Annotated in this window: 20 protein-coding genes; 15 read left to right on the plus strand and 5 right to left on the minus strand. The window is 71.5% G+C overall.

Annotation, left to right across the window (positions count from 1 at the left end; all coding sequences use genetic code 11):
- Positions 1–125: 125 nt before the first annotated feature.
- The 4 genes from ACLJPY_RS40785 (at position 126) to ACLJPY_RS40800 (ending at position 5,128) form a co-directional block, all read left to right on the plus strand.
- Positions 126–1,316 carry a S8 family serine peptidase gene (locus ACLJPY_RS40785; RefSeq protein ID WP_410596321.1) on the plus strand — a complete coding sequence of 397 codons (1,191 nt, stop codon included), beginning with the start codon at positions 126–128 and terminating at the stop codon, positions 1,314–1,316.
- Between the two features lie 234 nt (positions 1,317–1,550).
- Entirely contained in the window at positions 1,551–2,711 is a 1,161-nt protein-coding gene (locus ACLJPY_RS40790) for an acyltransferase (protein WP_410596322.1), read from the plus strand.
- Positions 2,712–2,801: 90 nt separating this feature from the next.
- Entirely contained in the window at positions 2,802–4,502 is a 1,701-nt protein-coding gene (locus ACLJPY_RS40795) for a CTP synthase (protein ID WP_410596323.1), read from the plus strand.
- Positions 4,499–5,128 (plus strand): NUDIX domain-containing protein, encoded by a 630-nt coding sequence (locus tag ACLJPY_RS40800; protein WP_410596324.1) that lies wholly within the window; start codon positions 4,499–4,501, stop codon positions 5,126–5,128. Before ACLJPY_RS40795 ends, ACLJPY_RS40800 begins: the two co-directional genes overlap by 4 nt.
- A 109-nt stretch (positions 5,129–5,237) precedes the next feature.
- Here the strand turns inward: ACLJPY_RS40800 and ACLJPY_RS40805 are convergent, their stop codons facing one another.
- Complete coding sequence (locus tag ACLJPY_RS40805) at positions 5,238–5,750, minus strand: DUF1707 domain-containing protein (RefSeq protein WP_410596325.1); 513 nt, start codon at positions 5,748–5,750, stop codon at positions 5,238–5,240.
- A 104-nt stretch (positions 5,751–5,854) separates the two neighbouring features.
- Between ACLJPY_RS40805 and xerD the strand changes: the two genes are divergently transcribed.
- The 6 genes from xerD (at position 5,855) to ACLJPY_RS40835 (ending at position 10,804) form a co-directional block, all read left to right on the plus strand.
- Positions 5,855–6,757, plus strand: coding sequence for a site-specific tyrosine recombinase XerD (gene xerD, locus ACLJPY_RS40810; protein ID WP_410596534.1), 903 nt, complete (start codon positions 5,855–5,857; stop codon positions 6,755–6,757).
- A gap of 146 nt (positions 6,758–6,903) precedes the next feature.
- Positions 6,904–7,875 carry a ParA family protein gene (locus ACLJPY_RS40815; protein ID WP_410596326.1) on the plus strand — a complete coding sequence of 324 codons (972 nt, stop codon included), beginning with the start codon at positions 6,904–6,906 and terminating at the stop codon, positions 7,873–7,875.
- Positions 7,872–8,303 (plus strand): cobyrinic acid a,c-diamide synthase, encoded by a 432-nt coding sequence (locus ACLJPY_RS40820; protein WP_410596327.1) that lies wholly within the window; start codon positions 7,872–7,874, stop codon positions 8,301–8,303. The genes ACLJPY_RS40815 and ACLJPY_RS40820 overlap by 4 nt, the downstream gene beginning before the upstream one ends.
- Complete coding sequence (locus tag ACLJPY_RS40825) at positions 8,303–9,205, plus strand: segregation and condensation protein A (protein ID WP_410596328.1); 903 nt, start codon at positions 8,303–8,305, stop codon at positions 9,203–9,205. Before ACLJPY_RS40820 ends, ACLJPY_RS40825 begins: the two co-directional genes overlap by 1 nt.
- The gene (gene scpB / locus ACLJPY_RS40830; RefSeq protein WP_410596329.1) at positions 9,202–10,065 is read left to right on the plus strand and encodes an SMC-Scp complex subunit ScpB; all 864 of its coding nucleotides are present in this window, start codon (positions 9,202–9,204) and stop codon (positions 10,063–10,065) included. The genes ACLJPY_RS40825 and scpB overlap by 4 nt, the downstream gene beginning before the upstream one ends.
- Positions 10,052–10,804 carry a pseudouridine synthase gene (locus tag ACLJPY_RS40835; protein ID WP_410596330.1) on the plus strand — a complete coding sequence of 251 codons (753 nt, stop codon included), beginning with the start codon at positions 10,052–10,054 and terminating at the stop codon, positions 10,802–10,804. Before scpB ends, ACLJPY_RS40835 begins: the two co-directional genes overlap by 14 nt.
- Before the next feature lie 58 nt (positions 10,805–10,862).
- Here the strand turns inward: ACLJPY_RS40835 and ACLJPY_RS40840 are convergent, their stop codons facing one another.
- Positions 10,863–11,669 carry an SAM-dependent methyltransferase gene (locus ACLJPY_RS40840; RefSeq protein WP_410596331.1) on the minus strand — a complete coding sequence of 269 codons (807 nt, stop codon included), beginning with the start codon at positions 11,667–11,669 and terminating at the stop codon, positions 10,863–10,865.
- Positions 11,670–11,735: 66 nt separating this feature from the next.
- On the opposite strand from ACLJPY_RS40840, the gene ACLJPY_RS40845 reads away from it, so the two are divergent.
- Positions 11,736–13,577, plus strand: a complete 1,842-nt coding sequence (locus ACLJPY_RS40845) for a Xaa-Pro dipeptidyl-peptidase (protein ID WP_410596332.1) — start codon at positions 11,736–11,738, stop codon at positions 13,575–13,577.
- 7 nt (positions 13,578–13,584) lie between these two features.
- Here ACLJPY_RS40845 and ACLJPY_RS40850 read toward each other — a convergent pair whose 3' ends face one another.
- From ACLJPY_RS40850 to ACLJPY_RS40860, 3 genes are read right to left on the minus strand one after another with little or no spacing between them, the layout of a single operon-like run.
- Positions 13,585–14,778 carry a cation:proton antiporter gene (locus ACLJPY_RS40850; RefSeq protein ID WP_410596333.1) on the minus strand — a complete coding sequence of 398 codons (1,194 nt, stop codon included), beginning with the start codon at positions 14,776–14,778 and terminating at the stop codon, positions 13,585–13,587.
- A gap of 7 nt (positions 14,779–14,785) precedes the next feature.
- Positions 14,786–15,268: a cation:proton antiporter regulatory subunit gene (locus ACLJPY_RS40855; RefSeq protein ID WP_410596334.1), complete on the minus strand. Its 483-nt coding sequence runs from the start codon at positions 15,266–15,268 to the stop codon at positions 14,786–14,788.
- Between the two features lie 38 nt (positions 15,269–15,306).
- The gene (locus ACLJPY_RS40860) at positions 15,307–15,675 is read right to left on the minus strand and encodes a DUF4267 domain-containing protein (RefSeq protein WP_410596335.1); all 369 of its coding nucleotides are present in this window, start codon (positions 15,673–15,675) and stop codon (positions 15,307–15,309) included.
- Between the two features lie 115 nt (positions 15,676–15,790).
- Here ACLJPY_RS40860 and ACLJPY_RS40865 point away from each other — a divergent pair, with 115 nt between their 5' ends.
- The 4 genes from ACLJPY_RS40865 (at position 15,791) to der (ending at position 19,264) form a co-directional block, all read left to right on the plus strand.
- On the plus strand, positions 15,791–16,336 hold the full coding sequence (locus ACLJPY_RS40865; protein ID WP_410596535.1) for a TetR/AcrR family transcriptional regulator: 546 nt from the start codon (positions 15,791–15,793) through the stop codon (positions 16,334–16,336).
- Between the two features lie 91 nt (positions 16,337–16,427).
- A complete protein-coding gene (cmk, locus tag ACLJPY_RS40870) occupies positions 16,428–17,132 on the plus strand; it encodes a (d)CMP kinase (protein WP_410596536.1) in 705 nt (234 codons plus the stop codon).
- Positions 17,129–17,788, plus strand: coding sequence for a lysophospholipid acyltransferase family protein (locus tag ACLJPY_RS40875; protein WP_410596336.1), 660 nt, complete (start codon positions 17,129–17,131; stop codon positions 17,786–17,788). Before cmk ends, ACLJPY_RS40875 begins: the two co-directional genes overlap by 4 nt.
- A gap of 15 nt (positions 17,789–17,803) precedes the next feature.
- Positions 17,804–19,264: a ribosome biogenesis GTPase Der gene (gene der, locus ACLJPY_RS40880; RefSeq protein WP_410596337.1), complete on the plus strand. Its 1,461-nt coding sequence runs from the start codon at positions 17,804–17,806 to the stop codon at positions 19,262–19,264.
- Positions 19,265–19,280: the final 16 nt, after the last annotated feature.

The raw sequence follows: 19,280 nt of genomic DNA on the forward strand, positions 1-19,280 counted from the left end.
CGCTTTTTCAGCCGTTCGCACCAGCGGTGACGCGACTTTGGTCTGTGTCACACCGCCGAACGGCGGCTTACGGTCGTCGGTCACCGGTCTCGCCGACCGTGTCCCCGCTTTCCCGGAGGTTCACTGTGCGTAGTGCGACAGTCTTCGCCGCCGCCTTCACCCTCGCCCTCACCGTCACCGGCGTCGCCGAGGCGGCCCCCGCCGGCCACGGCCACGCCCAGCGCGTCTGCTCGGTCGCCCCGGCCGGGTTCGCGGCCTGCAGCGCCTGGATCAACACCGACACCACGGCCGCACTGGCGGCGACGCCGTCCGGCCTGGGCCCGGCCGACCTGCTCTCCGCGTACAACCTCGGCTCGCTCGCGGGCAGCGCCGGTGCCGGCCGCACGATCGCCATCGTGGACGCCTACGACGCTCCGACCGCCTTCGCCGACGTTAACGTCTACCGCGCCCAGTACGGCATCCCCGCGCTCGCGTCCTGCACGCCCTCGACGGTCGACGCGAGCACCACGCCCTGCTTCGCCAAGGCCGACCAGAGCGGCGGCACCGGCTACCCCCGCAAGGACGGCGGCTGGGCCCAGGAGATCTCCCTCGACCTCGACATGGCGTCGGCGATCTGCCCGAAGTGCAACATCCTGCTGGTCGAAGGCACCTCGTCGAGCTTCGCCAACCTCGGCACCGCGGTCAACACCGCTGTGCGGCTGGGTGCCGAAGTGGTCAGCAACAGCTACGGCGGCAGCGAGTTCTCCGGCGAGGCGAGTTCCGAGGGCCAGTACTTCAACCACCCGGGCGTCGCGATCACGGTCAGCTCCGGCGACTCCGGGTACGGCGTCGAGTTCCCGGCCGCGTCGCGGTACGTCACCGCGGTCGGCGGCACCAGCCTGAAGAAGGCGTCGAACGCGCGCGGCTGGAGCGAGACGGCGTGGAGCGGCGCGGGCAGCGGCTGCTCGGCCTACATCGCCAAGCCGTCTTGGCAGACCGACAGCGGGTGCGGCAAGCGGACCGTGGCCGACGTCAGCGCGGTCGCCGACCCGGCCACCGGGGTCGCGGTCTACGACAGCACCGCCTACCAAGGCCGCTCGGGCTGGCTGGTCTTCGGCGGCACCAGCGTCGCCGCTCCGCTCGTCGGCGGTGTCTACGCGCTGGGCGGTGTCAGCGGCGTCACGGGGGCGAACACCGTCTACTCCCACACGTCGTCGCTCAACGACGTGAGCGGCGGCAGCAACGGTTCGTGCGGCGGCAGCTACCTCTGCACGGCGGTCACCGGCTATGACGGCCCTACGGGCCTCGGTACTCCGAACGGGGCCGCTGCCTTCTGATTTCCGTTACCAGGGGCCACCAAGCGCGCGTCACCACGCCCGCTTGGTGGCCCTTCACGCTGAGCATTAACATGATCACCGCGGCGACGCACCCCGAGCGGAAGTGGCATATCCGACACGCCCCATGAGCTCTGCCAACAGGCGCTTCCCAGCGGCTTCATGGGAAATTCACAGAATGGGTGGCAAGTCTGAGAACGTGAACCACGCCGACGACGGTGCCGGATCGGCGGCACGATGACCACTGCCCAGGCCACGCTCGAGGCTCCCGCCCGCTCCGCGAGACCGGGCGGCAAAGCGCCCTACCTCCACCAGATCGACCTCTTCCGGTTGATCACCTTCGCCTGCGTCATCCTCATCCACGTGGTCGGCGCGACGAACTTCGCGCAGGACGTCGGGGCCAACGCGGTCGAGACGCCGTTGCACTTCACCCGCGAGGCGTTCTTCGCGCTCACCGGGTTCGTGCTCGTGTTCCAGAACCGCCGGCGCGAGTTCACCGCCGGCGACTTCTGGCAACGGCGGCTCCCGCTGGTCGCGACGCCCTACCTCGCGTGGTCGATGTTCTTCTGGGCGTACTCCCTGGTGACCGGGGCGCAGCAGCCGGGCTCGCTCGAGGCGTCGATGCGCCTGCTGCTCGAGGACCTCGTCACCGGCGGGGCCTGGTACCACCTGTACTTCCTGCTCGTGACGATGCAGGTCTACCTGCTCTTCCCGCTGCTGATGAAGGTGCTGCGGGTGACCGAGGGCAAGCACAAGTGGCTGCTGCTCGGCAGCGGCCTGGTGCAGGTCGGCGTCACGCTGTTCATGACGTACCAGCCGCTCGGCGTGAGCTACGAAACGATCACCCACCTGTACGGCACGGTCCTGCCGTACCAGTTCTACACGCTGTTCGGCGCCGTGGTGGCCATGCACTTCGAGACCGTGCACGCCTGGGCCGGGCGGCACCGGCTGCTGCTGGGCGGCGCGCTCGTCGCGGTGCTGGCCGGCACCGAGTGGTGCTACTTCCGTACCGTCCACAGTGGAACGTTCCCGCAGGTGGCCAGCGATCCGTTCCAGCCGTACCTGATCCCGTGGTTCCTCACCGTGATCGCGGCGATCTACGCGTTCGCCACGAGGTGGGCGGCGCGCCGCCGGGAGGGCAGCCGCGGGGCCCGGCTGGTCTCGTGGGCGGCGAACCGGTCGTTCAGCATCTTCCTCGTGCACCCGCTCGCCCTGGCGCTGCTCGGGCCGGTGATCCCGCACGTCGCGGCGCGGTTCGGCGCGCCGTGGCTGAGCGTGCTCATCTACCTGGCGACGATCGTCCTCACCGTCCTGATCGTGGAGGTCCTGCGGCGGCTGCCCGGGAGCCGGGCGCTCACCGGGCGCCCGCGGCTGCGTCCGGCGCGGGTCGCGGCCTGACCTCACCCGTGCGGGTGGCTCGGGCCGCGAGACGCGCGTCGGGCGAGTCACAGCGCGCGGATCCGCGGGCGTGGGATATGCTGGCGGCCCGTGGGACTTCAGTCACGGGCAACCAAGTACGTCTTTGTCACCGGAGGCGTCGCCTCCTCTCTGGGTAAGGGACTCACGGCTTCCAGCCTCGGTCAGCTCCTTACCGCACGCGGGCTTCGCGTCACGATGCAGAAGCTCGACCCCTATCTCAACGTCGACCCCGGGACGATGAACCCGTTCCAGCACGGTGAGGTGTTCGTCACCGACGACGGCGCCGAGACCGACCTCGACATCGGGCACTACGAGCGGTTCCTCGACCGCGACCTCGACGGCAAGGCCAACGTCACCACCGGCCAGGTCTACTCGGAGGTGATCGCCAAGGAGCGCCGCGGCGAGTACCTCGGCGACACCGTGCAGGTCATCCCGCACATCACCGACGAGATCAAGGCCCGGATCACCGCGGCCGCCGGCCCCGACGAGACCGGTCAGTCGCCGGACGTCGTCATCACCGAGGTCGGCGGCACGGTCGGCGACATCGAGTCCCTGCCGTTCCTGGAGGCCTGCCGCCAGGTCCGCCACGACGTCGGCCGCGACCACTGCTTCTTCCTGCACGTCTCGCTGGTGCCGTACCTGGCGCCGTCGGGCGAGCTCAAGACGAAGCCGACCCAGCACTCGGTCGCCGCGCTGCGCAACATCGGCATCCAGCCGGACGCGCTGGTCTGCCGGGCCGACCGGGAGATCCCCGAGGACCTCAAGCGCAAGATCGGCTTGATGTGCGACGTCGACACCGAGGCCGTCATCGCCTGCCCGGACGCGCGGTCGATCTACGACATCCCGAAGGTGCTGCACCGCGAGGCGCTCGACGCCTACGTCGTCCGCCGCCTCGGCCTGCCGTTCCGCGACGTCGACTGGACGGTGTGGGGCGACCTGCTCGACCGGGTGCACAACCCGAACGAGGTCGTGCGGATCGCCGTCGTCGGCAAGTACATCGACCTGCCGGACGCCTACCTCTCGGTCACCGAGGCCCTGCGTGCGGGCGGGTTCGCGCACCGCGCGAAGGTCGAGATCGTCTGGGTCGCCTCCGACGACGCGCAGACCGCGTCCGGCGCGGCCTCCGTGCTGTCCGATGTGGACGGGGTGCTGATCCCGGGCGGGTTCGGCATCCGCGGCATCGAGGGCAAGGTCGGCGCGATCGAGTACGCCCGCACCCGCGGGGTCCCGCTGCTCGGCCTGTGCCTCGGCCTGCAGTGCATGGTCATCGAGGCGGCCCGGCACCTGGCCGGGATCACCGACGCCGGGTCGTCGGAGTTCGACGAGAACACCGAACACCCGGTGATCTCGACCATGGCCGACCAGCGTGACGTCGTCGCGGGGGAGCGGGACATGGGCGGCACCATGCGCCTGGGCGCCTACCCGGCGAAGCTGAAGCCGGGTTCGCAGGTCGCGAAGGCCTACGGCACGACCGAGGTCTCCGAGCGGCACCGGCACCGCTACGAGGTCAACAACGCCTACCGCAAGCAGCTCTCGGACGCGGGCCTGGTGTTCTCGGGCACCTCGCCGGACGACCGCCTGGTCGAGTTCGTCGAGCTGCCCGCCGACAAGCACCCGTTCTTCGTCGGCACGCAGGCCCACCCGGAGCTCAAGAGCCGCCCGACCCGGCCGCACCCGCTGTTCAGCGCGTTCGTCAAGGCCGTGGTGGACCGCAAGGTCGCCGAGCGGCTGCCGGTCGAGCTGCCCGAGGCCCCGGTGGCCGCCCGATGAGCGCGCCGGGCGAGCACGAGTTCAGCGTCGCGTCCAGCCGGGACGTCCACATCGGACGCGTCGTCGGCCTGCGCATCGACGACGTGGTGATGCCGGACGGGGAGACCGCGGTCCGCGAGGTGATCGAGCACCTCGGCGCAGTCGCGATCGTCGCGCTGGACGACGAGCAGCAGGTCACGCTCATCCACCAGTACCGGCACCCGATCGGGCGCCGGCTGTGGGAGCTGCCCGCGGGCCTGATCGACCACCTCGGCGAGGACCCGGTCGGGACGGCCAAGCGCGAGCTGGTCGAAGAGGCCGGCCTGGCCGCGGACGACTGGGTGACCCTGGTCGACGTCGCGGCGTCGCCCGGCTTCACCGACGAGGTCGTGCGGGTCTTCCTGGCCCGCGGACTGTCCGATGTGGACCGCGAGGTGCTCGGCGAGGAGGAGGCGGACCTGGTGATCCGCAAGTTCCCGCTCGCCGAGGCGGTCCGGATGGCCCTGGCCGGCGAGCTGCTGAACGGCGCCACCGTGTCGGGCGTGCTGGCCACGTACGCGGTGCTCACCGGCGCGGGTTCGGCCCGCCCGGCGGACGCCCCGTGGGCCGACCGCCCGACGGCGTTCGCCAAGCGCAAGCAGTCCTGACCCAAGCCCCCGGCCCAAGCGCCCCAATGTGGCCTTCGGTGCGTGTGACGCACCGAAGGCCGCCTTGGGTGCGTGTGACGCAACCAAGGCCGCCTTGGGGCGCTTGGGGCTACGGGCGCAGCGGGCGGCCCTGGGCGTCCAGGCCGCCGTCACGCAGCAGCACGATGCCGTCGATGATCGGCCAGATGATGCCGATCCCGGTGCACAGCACGACGAACAGCTGGAGCAGGGCCAGCCCGGTCTGGCCGGTGTAGAACCGGCCGACGCCGAAGGGCAGCACGATCTGCAGCACCCCGGCCACGGTCTTCGACCGGTAGGAGTACGGGACGGGCAGCTGCGGCGCGTACGGGGCCGGCGGCGCGTACATCGGCAGCTGCGTCGTGGGCTGGGGGTACATCGGCGGCGGCATCGGTGTCGGTGGTGGCCCGAAGAAGCCCGGGTGCGGCTGGGGCAGGTCGCGGAACAGCGGCCGCAGGTCGCCCAGGGTGGCGGCCGCGTAGGCGTCGGTCACCCGGGTCTCGTACTCGTCCGGGGTGATGCGGCCCATGCCGAAGTGGTCGGCGAGCAGCCTCGCCGCTTCCTCGCGCTCGGCGGTGCCGATGCGGAGCTGGTCGGACTCCATGGATCCACGGTAACCGCGTGAAGCTGAGAACGGGGTTTCTGCCGGGTCACGAGCGTCCGGCGGCCTATGGTGACGGCGTGGTAGCCGCGGGCAGCACCGACGGCGTGATCGCCGCGTACCTCGACCACCTGGTCGTCGAACGCGGGACCGCGCGCAACACCCTGGACAGCTACGCCCGCGACCTGCGCCGGTACGCCGCGCACCTGGACGCCCTGGGCGTCGCGAAGGTCGCCGACGTCACCCCGGCGCACGTCACCGCCTTCGGGGCCGCCCTGCGCGAAGGCGACGACGAGCACCGGCCCCTGGCCGCGTCGTCGGCCGCCCGGGCCCTGGTCGCCGTGCGGGGCCTGCACAAGTTCGTGCACGCCGAGGGCCTCACCGAGCACAACCCGGCCCGCGAGGTCCGGCCGCCGACACCCGCGAAGCGGCTGCCCAAGGCCCTGCCGGTCGACGACGTGCTGCGGCTGCTCGAGACCCCGCCCCCGGACGGCGAGCGCGCGCTGCGCGACCGGGCGCTGCTGGAGGTGCTCTACTCCACCGGCGCCCGGATCTCCGAGGCCGTCGGGCTGGACGTCGACGACGTCGACGCCGCCGAACGAACCGTGCTGCTCGACGGCAAGGGCGGCAAGCAGCGGCTGGTGCCGATCGGCCGTCCCGCGCTCGCCGCGCTGCACGCCTACACCGTCCGCGCCCGCCCGGCGCTCGCCGCGCACGGCCGGGGCACCGCGGCGCTGTTCCTCAACGCCCGCGGCAGCCGGCTGTCGCGGCAGAGCGCGTGGCAGGTCCTCAAGGACACCGCCGGACGCGCGGGGATCGAAGCCGCCGTGTCACCGCACACGCTCCGCCACTCCTTCGCCACGCACCTGCTCGAAGGCGGCGCCGACGTCCGCGTCGTCCAGGAACTGCTCGGCCACGCCTCGGTGACGACGACCCAGGTGTACACGCTGGTCACGGTCAACACCCTGCGCGAGGTGTACGCAACAGCGCACCCGCGAGCGTTGGGCTAGACGGCCCTAGAAAGGGCCGAGGGCCTTCCCAGCCTGCACCGACGGTCGAGTGACATTGCCCCGTCGAGTCCGGCGCGTTGCTTTGCCGGGGCTCGGACTCCGGACATAGGCTGCGGCGGACGCGACGAACAAGGAGCCTTCTCGCCATGTCGACACCGAACCAGCCGGCCCACCCGGCCGAGTCCGCCGGGTCGGCGGCGGCGAACCTCAACGACGTCAAGATCGCGACGCCGGAACTCCACGACGGCGACGAGCCGCAGGAGCGCAACGGCAAGAAGGTGAAGCTGGAGGGCATCGGCCCGACCGGCCGCCCGATCCGCGAGCACCCCGACCCGGCGCCGCTGGAGAAGCACGGCCCGGCCAAGATCATGGCGATGTGCAACCAGAAGGGCGGCGTCGGCAAGACGACGTCGACCATCAACCTGGGGGCCGCGCTCGCTGAGTACGGGCGCAAGGTGCTGCTCGTCGACTTCGACCCGCAGGGCGCGCTCGCGGTCGGCCTCGGCATCCAGCCGCACGAGCTGGACCAGACGGTCTACAACGCCATCATGGAGCGGTCGGTCAGCGCCACCGACGTGCTGATGAAAACCCGTGTCGACGGCGTTGACCTGCTGCCGAGCAACATCGACCTGTCCGCCGCCGAGGTCCAGCTCGTCGCCGAGGTGGGGCGCGAGCACACGTTGTTACGGGTCCTTCGTCCGGTCATGAACGACTACGACTATGTTCTTGTCGACTGCCAGCCCTCGCTCGGCCTGCTCACGGTGAACGCGCTGACCGCCGCGGACGGCGTGATCATCCCGCTGGAGTGCGAGTTCTTCAGTCTGCGAGGCGTAGCTCTCCTGATCGACACCATCGAGAAGGTCCAGGAACGCCTCAACCCCAAACTGGACATCGTGGGGATTCTCGCCACCATGTACGACCCGAGAACCCTGCATTCGAAGGAGGTCATGGCTCGCGTGGTGGAGGCATTCGGCGAGACCGTGTTCGACACGGTCATCAACCGCACCGTGCGGTTCCCCGAGACGACGGTCGCGGGTGAGCCGATCACGACCTGGGCGCCCAAGTCGGCCGGCGCGGCGGCGTACCGCCAGCTGGCCCGCGAGGTGATCGCTCGGTGAGCAGGCGCGCCTCCCTGCCCGGAGCGTCGGAACTCTTCAGGATCACGACCAGCACCGCCAGCCCCGCCCTCGATCTCCCTCCCCAGCCCCCGGCCGAGCCCGCCGAGCCCACCGAGCCCGCCGCGAAGCCCAAGCCCGCGGGCAACGGCCGCGCGGAACAGCTCGCCCGCAGCGCGGCCCCGCACGGCTCGGGCCGCACCAAGCACGACGCGAAGATCACCGTGTACGTCTCCGGCGACGAGCTCGTCGCGATGGAGCAGGCCCGGCTGACGCTGCGCGCGAAGCACGACCTGGTCGTCGACCGCGGCCGCCTGGTCCGCGAGGCCGTCGCGGTCCTGCTGGCCGACTTCGACCAGAACGGCGAGGAATCCGTGCTGGTGCAGCGGCTGCGGGTGGTCGGCTCAGACGGCGGCGAAACCGAGGGCTGATGGACGAGCCGGAACCGGCTCCGGAGGAACAGGTTCCCGAAGTGCACCAGACGGTGCACGGCGGGATGATCCCCGAAGGCGTCAACACCGAAGAACTGAGCACGTCGAAGTTCAAGGTGCGGCTGGCCAACTTCGAAGGGCCGTTCGACCTGCTGCTGCAGCTGATCTCGCAGCACCAGCTGGACGTCACCGAGGTGGCGTTGCACCGGGTCACCGACGACTTCATCGCCTACACGCGCGCGCTGGGCACGGACTGGAACCTCGACGAGACGACGGAGTTCCTCGTCATCGCGGCGACGCTGCTGGACCTGAAGGCGGCCCGGCTGCTGCCCTCGGCCGAGGTGGAGAGCGAAGACGACCTCGCGCTGCTCGAAGCCCGCGACCTGCTGTTCGCGCGGATCCTGCAGTACCGCGCGTACAAGCAGGTGGCGGCGCTGTTCGGCGAGCTGGAGCAGAACGCGCTCCGGCGCTACCCGCGGTCGGTGGCGCTGGGGGAGCGGTTCGTCGGGCTGCTGCCCGAGGTGATGCTGGGCGTGACGCCGCAGAAGTTCGCCGACATCGCGGTGGCGGTGTTCCGCCCGAAGCCGCCGCCGACGGTGTCGATCGCCCACATCCACATGGGCCGCATTTCGGTGCGCGAGCACGCGGCGATCCTGCGGGTGATGCTCGCCGAGCGCGGCCAGGCGACGTTCGGTGAGCTGGTCGACGACTGCGAGCACACGGTGGAGATCGTGGCGCGCTTCCTGGCGCTGCTGGAGCTCTACCGCGAGGCGACGGTCCAGTTCGAGCAGACCGAGGCACTGGCCGAGCTGCACGTCCGCTGGACGGGCGGCTCGAAGGAAGAAGCCTCCGCGGCGGCCGAGGTGGACCGCGCGTTCGGAGACGAAGAGGAGTACGGGTGAGCCCGGAGAACAACGAAGTCGCCGAGGCGCCGGTGCCGCCGGTCGGCGAGCCGGAAGAGGCCGCGGCGGAGCTGGCGCTGGACGAGGCCCTGTCCGGCGAGCCGGTGACCGAGGACGGCGAGCCGGTGGAGCCTCTCGCAGGGGAAGACACCGTCGCGGATGCTCCCGAGCTCGAGTCCGAGCCCGAGCCCGAGCCCGAGCCCGAGCCCGAGCCCGCTCCGGCCGAAGCCGAAGCCGAACTCGAGCCGGAAGCCGGCCCCGGGGATCCCGAGTCGGACCTGGTCGCCGCCGGGGACGCCGACGCCATGCCGGATGTCACCTCCGACGAGACCCTCGAGGCCGCGCTCGAAGCGCTGCTGCTCATCGTCGACTCGCCGGCGAGCGAGGAACTCCTCGCCGACACGCTCGGCCAGCCCAAGTCGCGCATCATCGTCGCCCTGCGGACCATGGCGCAGAAGTTCACCGACCGGGCCTCCGGGATCGACCTGCGGCGCGTCGGCGAAGGGTGGCGGTTCTACACTAGGGACGTCTATGCCCCGTTCGTGGAGAAGCTCCTGCTGGACGGCCAGCGGTCGAAGCTGACCAGGGCCGCGCTGGAGAGCCTCGCCGTGATCGCGTACCGGCAGCCGGTGACCCGCGCGCGGGTCGCCGCGGTGCGCGGCGTGAACGTGGACGGCGTGATCCGGACGCTCCTCGCGCGCGGCCTCATCGAAGAGATGGGGACCGATCCCGAGACGACCGGCACGCTGTACGTGACGACCGAGCTGTTCCTGGAGCGACTGGGGCTGTCGTCACTGAACGACCTGCCCCCCATCGCTCCGTTGCTACCCGAAGTGGACACCATCGATGACATCCAGTGAACACCCCGACGGCGTCCGGCTGCAGAAGGTGCTCTCGCAGGCCGGCGTCGCCTCGCGGCGCGCGGCGGAGGACCTGATCGTCGCCGGCCGGGTCGAGGTGGACGGCGAGGTCGTCACCGAGCTGGGCCGCCGCGTCGACCCGGACAACGCGATCATCCACGTCGACGGCACCCGGGTGAACCTGCGCGACGACCTCATCTACCTCGCCCTGAACAAGCCCAAGGGCGTGCACTCGACGATGTCGGACGACCGCGGCCGCCCCTGCGTCGGCGACTACCTGCGCGGCCGGTACGAGGAGACGCCCGGTGTCGTGCACGTCGGACGGCTCGACGAGAACACCGAGGGCCTGCTGCTGCTGACGAACGACGGCGACCTCGGCCACCGGTTGATGCACCCCTCCTACCGGGTGCTCAAGACCTACCTCGCCGAGGTCGACGGCCTGGTGCCGCGCGGGCTCGGCAAGGAGCTGCGCAAGGGCTGGGAGCTGCCGGACGGCGTCGTCAAGGTGGACCAGTTCCGCGTCAAGGACATGCACTCCGGCAAGTCGCTGGTGGAGCTGGTGATCCACGAGGGCAAGAAGCACATCGTGCGCCGCCTGCTCAAGGACACCGGCCACCCGGTGCTCAAGCTGGTCCGCACCGCGATCGGCGACGTCCAGCTCGGCAACCAGCGCGTCGGCTCGATCCGGCGGCTGACGAAGACCGAGGTGGGCGCGCTCTACCGCAACGTCGAGCTCTGACCCGCTGTTCGGGGGTCCGGGTGGCGAAGCCCCCGGCTCGGGGCGAAAGCCCCGGTTGTCACTGACGCACGGCGGCCACGAATCCGCCGGCGGTCGCGTCGTCGTCCGACGGCCGGCCGTAGGCGGTGGCCAGCTCGGCGCGGGTGACCGTCGACGGCTCCCAGCCGTGGGCGGCCAGCCACTCCGGTGCGCGGCCGCCGAGCTCGCCGCGCCACAGGGACGTGACGTGCTTGCCGCCCGCAGCCGCCTTCGCACGGGCGATCATGCTCCCCGGTGAGCTGTCCGCGCGGTGCTCGAACGCGATCCGGCTGCCCGGCGCCGACAGGTCGCCGACGGTGGTCAGCAGCCCCTCGGCCTCCTCGGGCGTGAGGTAGATGAGCAGGCCTTCGGCCAGCCACGCGGTCGGTGCGGCCGGGTCGAACCCGCGCTCACGCAGCGCTGTGGCCCAGTCCTCGCGCAGGTCCACCGGCACGACGACCCGGTCGCCGGACGGCGCCGCGCCCTGCTCGGCCAGCACGTGGTCCTTGAACGCGAGCACCTCCGGCAGGTCCAGCTCGAACACGCGCGTGCCGGCCGGCCAGGCGAGCCGGAACGCCCGCGTGTCCAGCCCGGCGGCGAGCAGCACGATCTGCGCGCAGCCGCTGCCGAGCAGGTGGTCGTCGTAGAACCGGGTGCGGATCACCACCTGCGGGTAGAACAGCGTGCCGAGCCCCTCTCCGGCGGCGGGCAGCGCCGAGCGGCCGGCTTCGGCGAACGCGGCCGCGTACGGATCGTCGAAGAGGCGGTCCGGGCGGCTGCTTTCGTACGCGCGCAGCGCGGCGACACCGACGGCGGTGCGGCTCACCGCGGGCAGGGACTCCGTCATGATCTCCAACGTACGCCCGACTTTCCGCCGTAGCCGGGCGATCACCGGCTCGCTAGCGTGACGGGCATGCGACTCGGGGTGGTGTGCGGGGTCCTGGCGGTGCTCCTGGCCGGTGCGGTGGCCCCGGCGGCCGCGGCTCCCGCGGCGAGCGATCCGGTCTACGACTACGCGAAGGCGATCCGCGAGACCGTCTGGGTCGACATCGGCCGCGACGGCGACGGGGACGGCCGGGCCGACCGCGTCGCCGCCGACATCGTCCGGCCGAGCGAGCTGAGCTCGGGCGTGCCGGTGATCATGGACGCCAGCCCGTACTACTCGTGCTGCGGGCGCGGGAACGAGAGCGAGCTGAAGTCGTACGACAGCACCGGCAAGCCGGTGAAGTTCCCGCTGTTCTACGACAACTACTTCGTGCCGCGGGGTTACGCCGTGGTGCTGGTCGACCTGGCCGGGACGAACCGCTCGGCGGGCTGCGCGGACGTCGGCGGCCCGTCGGACGTCGACTCGGCGCGCAAGGTGATCGACTGGCTGAACGGCCGGGCCACCGGCTACAGCGCGAAGACCGGCGGCAGTGCGGTGACCGCGGGCTGGACCACGGGCAATGTCGGCATGATCGGCAAGTCCTACGACGGGACGATCGCCAACGGCGTGGCCGCGACCGGCGTCGCCGGGCTCAAGACCATCGTCCCGATCTCGGCGATCAGCTCCTGGTACGACTACTACCGCTCCGACGGCGCGACCTTCGGGTTCAACCCGGACGGGCTCGCACGCACGGTCGAAGCGCGCAACAGCGGGCAGAACTGCTCGGCGCAGAACCAGGCGCTGGCGTCGGGCGCCACCGCGAACGGCGACTACGGGCCGCTGTGGGCGGCCCGGGACTACGCCGCGAACGCGCGGAACGTGCGGGCCAGCGTGCTGCTGTCCCACGGCGTCAACGACCTCAACGTCAAGACCATCCACTTCGGACAGTGGTGGGCCGGCCTGGCCGTCGAGAAGAAGATCTGGCTGGCCCAGACCGGGCACGTCGACCCGTTCGACTACCGGCGGGCCGGCTGGGTCGACCTGCTGCACCGGTGGTTCGACCACTACCTGCTCGGCATCGACAACGGCGTGCAGAACGGGCCGCAGGCCAGCGTCGAGCGGCAGCCGGACCAGTGGGCCGACCAGAGCACCTACCCGGCGGCCGGCGCGGCGGCGGCGACGTTGCGCCCGGGACCGTCCGGCACGCTCGGCACCTCGCCGTCGTCCGGGACGGCGTCGTTCACGGACAACCCGAGCGCGGGTGAGGACAGCTGGGTGACGAACCCGGGCAGCGCGGCGCTGACCTACTCGACCGGGGCGCTGGCGTCGGACCTGCAGGTCTCGGGGACTTCGTCGATCACCGTGACGGCGACGCCGAGCACGTCCTCGGCCCGGCTCTCGGCCCTGCTGGTGGACCTGGGCGCGGCGACGATCCGCAACTTCGCCGGCAGCGGCGAGGGCATCAAGACGGGGACGTCGGAGAACTGCTGGGGCTCGTCGACGTCCGGCGACGACGCTTGCTACCGGATCACGTCCGCGGACGTGAAGAAGGTCAGCTACACGATCATCAGCCGCGGCTGGGCGGACCTGGCGAACTACGCGTCCCTCTCGCAGGAGCGCCCGCTGACGCCGGGCACGGCGTACACGATGACGTTCCGCCTGGCGTCGACGGACCACATCGTGCCCCGCGGCCACGCGCTGGCCCTGATCATCGGCGGCACGGACGGCAGCTTCATCAGCGGCCCCGCCCAGCCGGGCCGGGTGACGCTGGACCTGGCCCGCACGTCGGCGTCGGTCCCGCTGGCGGGCGTGGTCCCGGCGGCGACGACCCACCCGGCCCCCGTCGGGGGCGCGTTCGTGCCGTCGGCGGGCCGGGCGGACCTGCGCTGAGTCCCGCCTAGTTCGCCTCGGCCGCGGCCGCCTTCGTGGCCGACTTGCGTTGCAGGGCGCGGACGATCGGCTCCACCACCCGGGCCGCCGTCGGGCCGAGGATGGCCATCAGCAGCACGTACGCCGTGGCCAGGGCCGCCAGCTCGCCCGTCACCGCGCCCGCCGTCACCGCCAACCCGGCGATGACGATCGAGAACTCGCCGCGCGCCACCAAAGCAGCGCCCGCGCGGGCGCGGCCCATCTTGCCGATGCCCTGGCGGCGCGCCGCCCACCAGCCGGTGGCGACCTTCGTCAGCGTCGTGACCACCGCCAGGACCACGGCCCAGCCGAGCACCGGCGGGATCGACGCCGGGTTCGTGTTGAGCCCGAAGACCACGAAGAACACCGCGGCGAACAGGTCACGCAGCGGTTCGAGCATGTGCGTCGCGTTCTCCGCCGTCGAGCCCGAGATCGCGATGCCGAGCAGGAACGCGCCGACCGCGGCCGACACCTGCATCGCCGACGCCAGCCCGGCCACCAGCAGGGCGGCCCCGAGGACCTTGAGCAGGAACACCTCGCGGTCCGGGCTGTCGACGGCGGCCGAGACGTACCGGCCGAACTTGAGCGCGACCACCAGCACCACGGTGATCACCAGCAGCGAGATGCCGACGGCCTCCAGGCCGCCGAGCAGGGACACCCCGCCCAGTACCGCGGTGAGGATCGGCAGGTAGAGCGCCATGGCGAGGTCCTCGAACACGAGGATCGACAGCACCACCGGCGTCTCGCGGTTGCCGAGCCTGCCGAGGTCGCCGAGGACCTTGGCGACGATCCCGGACGACGAGATGTAGGTGACGCCGGCCATCACCATCGCGCCGACCGGGCCCCAGCCCAGCAGCAGCGCGACGGCCGCGCCCGGAGCGGCGTTGAGGACGATGTCGAGCAGGCCCGCCGTCCAGGAACGGCGGAGCCCGGTGAACAGCTCGGCCGCGGAGTACTCGAGACCGAGCAACAACAGCAGCAGCACAACGCCGATTTCGCCGGCCAGGTGGGTGAAGCCGCCGATGTCGGTCAGCGGGATCAGGCCGCCGGAGCCGAAGCAGAGGCCGCCGAGCAGGTAGAGCGGGATGGGGGAGAGCCCGATCTTGCCGGCCAGGCGCCCGAGGGCGCCCAGCCCGAAGAAGACCGCCCCCAGTTCGATCAGGGACAGCGCGGTGTGGTCCATCGGCCGCTCAGCCGTACTTGAGGATCTTGACGGCGGCTTCGAGGCCCTCGCTCGTGCCGACCGCGACCAGCAGGTCGCCCCCGGTGAGCGCGAAGTCGGGCGTGGGCGACGGGTGCACCTGGCCGGCCCGCGCCACCGCGACCACCGAGACGCCGGTGCGCGTGCGCATCGCCGTGTCGCCGAGCGTCCGGCCGTCGAACGGGCTGGACGGCTTGATCGGCAGCTGCTTGGTGCTGATGCCCGGCAGGTCCTGGTGCTCCTCGGTGAGCTGCGCGACCAGCTGCGGCGCGCCGAGCAGGTTGGCCAGCGCGCCGGCCTCGTCCGCGGTCAGCGGGATCGAGGCGGCGCAGGCGTCGGGATCGTCCGATTTGGACACGATCAGCTCGATGTGGCCATCCCGCTGGGTGACGACGCCGATGCGGCGGCCGGTACGGGTGGCGAAGTCCTTGCGGACCCCGATGCCGGGCAGGGGAGTTACTTCGACGTTCACCCAACCACCGTAACCCAGGTGTCCGATTCGCGGGGGTTTCAGCCGAGCAGCAGGAGCAGGGCGGCGACGACCATCACCGCGGCGGTCACGCCGTGGACGCCGAACGCGATGGCCTTCTTGCCCCGGTGGCGCAGGATCAGCAGCATGTCGAAGACCGGCCAGAGGGCCGCGGTGAGCATGACCCAGCCGAGTGCGTGCGCGTCGCCGTAGATCATCAAGGCCAGGGGGATCAGGCCGGCTCCGATGTCGCGGCCGCCCTTGACGTTCAGGAAGTTCTCCGCGTTCTCGGGGACCTTTCCGAAGCCGAAGCCCGCGGCGGTCTTCACCGGCGCGAAGACGTAGTTGAAGCCGATGTAGATGATGCCGAGCGAGACGAGCACGGTGAGGACGTAACCGGTGATGACCATGGTGTTCCCTCCAGGTGGTTTCTAGCATCGCTAGGATTGCTAGCAACGCTAACCTAGCAGCGCTAGTTTGTCTAGCAGTGCTAGCATGTGACGTATGACCCAAGGACAACGGCGGGTGCGCGACCGGACCGAGCGAGCGCAGCGGATCGTCGCGGCGGCGCGTGAACTCGCCGAGGCGGAGGGCTGGGACGCGGTCACCACCCGGAAGCTCGCCGCCCTGATCGAGTACAGCCAGCCGGTGCTCTACAGCCACTTCCCCGGTGGCAAGGACGCGATCATGGCGGCGGCCGCGCTGGAGGGCTTCGCCGAGCTGGCGGCGGTGCTGGCGGAAGCGCGCCGAGGCGGTCTGGCCGGCGTCGTTCGGGCCTACGTCGGGTTCGCGGACGCCAAGCCCGCGCTGTACGACGCGATGTTCACGCTGGCTTCGGAACTGCCGTTCGCCCGGGACGAGACCCCGGAGGTGATGAAAGCGAACTTCGCGGAGCTGCTCGCGGTCATCGAGCCGGTGGCCGGGCGGCAGGACGCCGGCCCGCTGACCGAGGTGTTCTGGAGCACCTTGCACGGCCTGGTGACCCTCGATCGCGGCCGCCGGCTGTCCCCGGCGCACCGTGACGAGCGCCTCGCGCTGGTGGTGGCGCGCTTCGGCGCGCGGGCCGACTGATCTCCTCCGCGGCCCGACCGGCAGAATGGAGGGCGAAGCCGAACGGGACGAGAACGCGAGGAGAGTGCCGGTGACGGGAGCCCTACGAGGTGTGGTCGCGCTGGACGGCCCGTCGGGGACCGGGAAGACCACCGTCGCCCGCAAGCTCGCCCAGCGCCTCGGGGCCGGCTACCTCGACACCGGCGCCATGTACCGGATGGTCACCCTCGCCGTGCTGCGCGCCGGGGTCGACCCGGCCGACGCGAACGCCGTCGCCGCCGTCGCCGACCGGGCCGAGTTCGCCATCGGCACCAGCCCCGACCGGCCCGAGATCCGGCTGGCCGGTGCGGACGTCGCCGCCGACATCCGCGGGCCCGAGGTCACCAAGGCCGTCTCGCCGGTCTCGGCCGTGCCGCACGTGCGCGAGCTGCTGGTCGCCCGGCAGCGGCAGATCATCGAAGACGTCGTGGCGCACCGCGGCGGGATCGTCGTCGAGGGCCGGGACATCGGGACCGTCGTCGCGCCGGACTCGCCGCTCAAGGTCTACCTGACCGCGTCCGCCGACGTCCGCGCCTCGCGCCGCAGCACCCAGGACACCGCCGCCGGGCGGCAGTCTTCGGTCGCCGACGCGCTGGCCAGCGTCGAGCGCCGCGACCACCTCGACTCGACGCGGGCGGCCTCGCCGCTGCGCGCGGCCGACGACGCCGTCCACGTCGACACCTCGGAGTTGTCGATCGACCAGGTGATCGTCGCGCTGAGCGAGCTCGCCAGCCACCGCGGCATCCTCGAAGGCTGCAACGCCGAGGTAGCTCGATGAGCGCTGACGGACTCCCCGAGGGATCCGTCGGCAGGCTCCACGACGCCGGGCGGGTCTTCGCCCGGTACTATCTGCGCTCGGCCTTCCGCATCCGGGTGCACGGCCGCGAGCGCGTCCCCGCCACCGGGCCGCTGCTCGTGATCGCCAACCACAGCTCCATGATCGAGCCGCAGCTGATCTTCGGAATGCTTCCGCGGCGTTCGGCGTTCCTGGTCAAGGCCGAGATGTTCGGCGGGGTCGTCGGCAAGTTCATGCTGGCGATCGGGCAGATCCCGCTCAAGCGCGGCGAGATCGACCGCAAACCGCTGCTGACCGCGGTCGGCGTGCTCAAGGACGGCGGTGTCGTCGGGATCTTCCCCGAAGGCACCCGCGGTGCCGGGGACGTCGGCGCGGCTGAACGCGGCGCGGCCTGGCTGGTCCGGGCCTCCGGCGCGACCGTGCTCCCGGTCGCGACGCGGGGCACGCTCAAGCCGGCCGACGGCAGGCGGCGCTGGCGCCCACGCGTGGACATCCTCGTGGGGGAGCCGTTTTCGCCGAAGGTGGGGCCCGGGAAGACCGGGCTCGACCAGGGCACCGAAGAGCTGCGCGGTGAGCTCGCGGCGCTCGTGAAGACTTTGGACGACTGGCGTGCCGAACACGGATTCGGCGCGGTATAAGGGAAATAGGTAGTCATGGAAGAGCTCGACAGCGTCGGCGAAGTCGACGGCACCTGGTCCGACGAGACCGAATTCGCCGCGCTCGACGCGCAGATCGAGGCGGCGGAAGCGGCCGAGGAGGCCGCGCTCGCGCAGCCGGTGCTGGCCGTCGTCGGCCGCCCGAACGTGGGCAAGTCGACGCTGGTCAACCGCATCCTCGGCCGTCGTGAAGCCGTCGTGCAGGACGTGCCGGGCGTGACCCGCGACCGCGTCGCCTACGACGCCTACTGGGGCGGGCGCCGGTTCACCCTGGTCGACACCGGTGGCTGGGAGCCGGACGCGACCGGGCTGCAGGCCTCCGTCGCCGCCCAGGCCGAGCTGGCCATGCAGACCGCGGACGCCGTCCTGCTGGTGATCGACGCCTCGGTCGGCGCCACGGCCACCGACGAAGCCGTCTCCAAGGTGCTGCGGCGCTCGAAGAAACCGGTGCTGCTGGCCGCGAACAAGGTCGACGACGACCGGCTGCTCGCCGACACCGCGTCGCTGTGGTCGCTCGGCCTCGGCGAGCCGCACCCGGTCAGCGCGCTGCACGGCCGCAGCTCCGGCGACCTGCTCGACGCCATCCTCAAGGCCCTGCCCGAGTCGCCCCGCGAGGGCGGCCCGGCGACGTCGGGCCCGCGGCGCGTCGCGCTGGTGGGCAAGCCGAACGTCGGCAAGTCGAGCCTGCTGAACAAGCTGTCCGGCGAGGAGCGTTCGGTCGTCGACTCGGTCGCGGGCACCACCGTCGACCCGGTCGACTCGCTGGTCGAGCTGGACGGCGAGACCTGGCGGTTCGTCGACACGGCGGGCCTGCGCAAGCGCGTCAACTTCGCCGCGGGCGCCGAGTACTACGCCTCGCTGCGCACCAAGACCGCGATCGACGCGGCCGAGGTCGCGATCGTGCTGCTGGACGCGGCCGAGCCGCTGTCCGAACAGGACCTGCGGGTGCTGACCATGGTCGTCGAGGCCGGGCGGGCCTGCGTGCTGGCGTTCAACAAGTGGGACTTGGTCGACGAGGACCGCCGGCACGCGATGGTCCGCGAGCTGGACCGCGGCCTGGTCCGCGTGCCGTGGGCGGAGAAGGTCAACATCTCGGCGCTCACCGGCCGTTCGGTGCGCAAGCTCGCGCCGGCGCTGCGGACCGCGCTGAAGTCGTGGGACCAGCGGGTCCCGACCGGCCAGCTCAACGCGTGGCTGTCCGACCTGATCGCGGCCACCCCGCCGCCGGTCCGCTCCGGCAAGCAGCCAAAGGTCCTGTTCGCGACGCAGGCCGGCATCCGCCCGCCGACGCTGGTGCTGTTCACCACCGGCTTCCTCGAGGCGGGCTACCGCCGGTTCATCGAGCGCAAGTTCCGTGAGCAGTTCGGCTTCACCGGCAGCCCCGTCCGGGTGAACGTCCGGGTCCGCGAAAAGAAGGCGAAGCCCAAGGTCGGCGGAAAAGCCGCTCGCACCAGGTGAGCTGTTTGCCGTAACT

This window comes from Amycolatopsis sp. lyj-23, from assembly GCF_046549135.1.
In the GTDB taxonomy this organism is placed as follows: Bacteria; Actinomycetota; Actinomycetes; order Mycobacteriales; family Pseudonocardiaceae; genus Amycolatopsis.

Coding starts and splice junctions, on each gene's coding strand:
- ACLJPY_RS40790 (WP_410596322.1), top strand. CDS start 1,551: ATGACCACTGCCCAGGCCACGCTCGAGGCTCCCGCCCGCTCCGCGAGA.
- ACLJPY_RS40800 (WP_410596324.1), top strand. CDS start 4,499: ATGAGCGCGCCGGGCGAGCACGAGTTCAGCGTCGCGTCCAGCCGGGAC.
- ACLJPY_RS40805 (WP_410596325.1), bottom strand. CDS start 5,750: ATGGAGTCCGACCAGCTCCGCATCGGCACCGCCGAGCGCGAGGAAGCG.
- ACLJPY_RS40815 (WP_410596326.1), top strand. CDS start 6,904: ATGTCGACACCGAACCAGCCGGCCCACCCGGCCGAGTCCGCCGGGTCG.
- ACLJPY_RS40825 (WP_410596328.1), top strand. CDS start 8,303: ATGGACGAGCCGGAACCGGCTCCGGAGGAACAGGTTCCCGAAGTGCAC.
- ACLJPY_RS40835 (WP_410596330.1), top strand. CDS start 10,052: ATGACATCCAGTGAACACCCCGACGGCGTCCGGCTGCAGAAGGTGCTC.
- ACLJPY_RS40840 (WP_410596331.1), bottom strand. CDS start 11,669: ATGACGGAGTCCCTGCCCGCGGTGAGCCGCACCGCCGTCGGTGTCGCC.
- ACLJPY_RS40845 (WP_410596332.1), top strand. CDS start 11,736: ATGCGACTCGGGGTGGTGTGCGGGGTCCTGGCGGTGCTCCTGGCCGGT.
- ACLJPY_RS40850 (WP_410596333.1), bottom strand. CDS start 14,778: ATGGACCACACCGCGCTGTCCCTGATCGAACTGGGGGCGGTCTTCTTC.
- ACLJPY_RS40860 (WP_410596335.1), bottom strand. CDS start 15,675: ATGGTCATCACCGGTTACGTCCTCACCGTGCTCGTCTCGCTCGGCATC.
- ACLJPY_RS40875 (WP_410596336.1), top strand. CDS start 17,129: ATGAGCGCTGACGGACTCCCCGAGGGATCCGTCGGCAGGCTCCACGAC.
- der (WP_410596337.1), top strand. CDS start 17,804: ATGGAAGAGCTCGACAGCGTCGGCGAAGTCGACGGCACCTGGTCCGAC.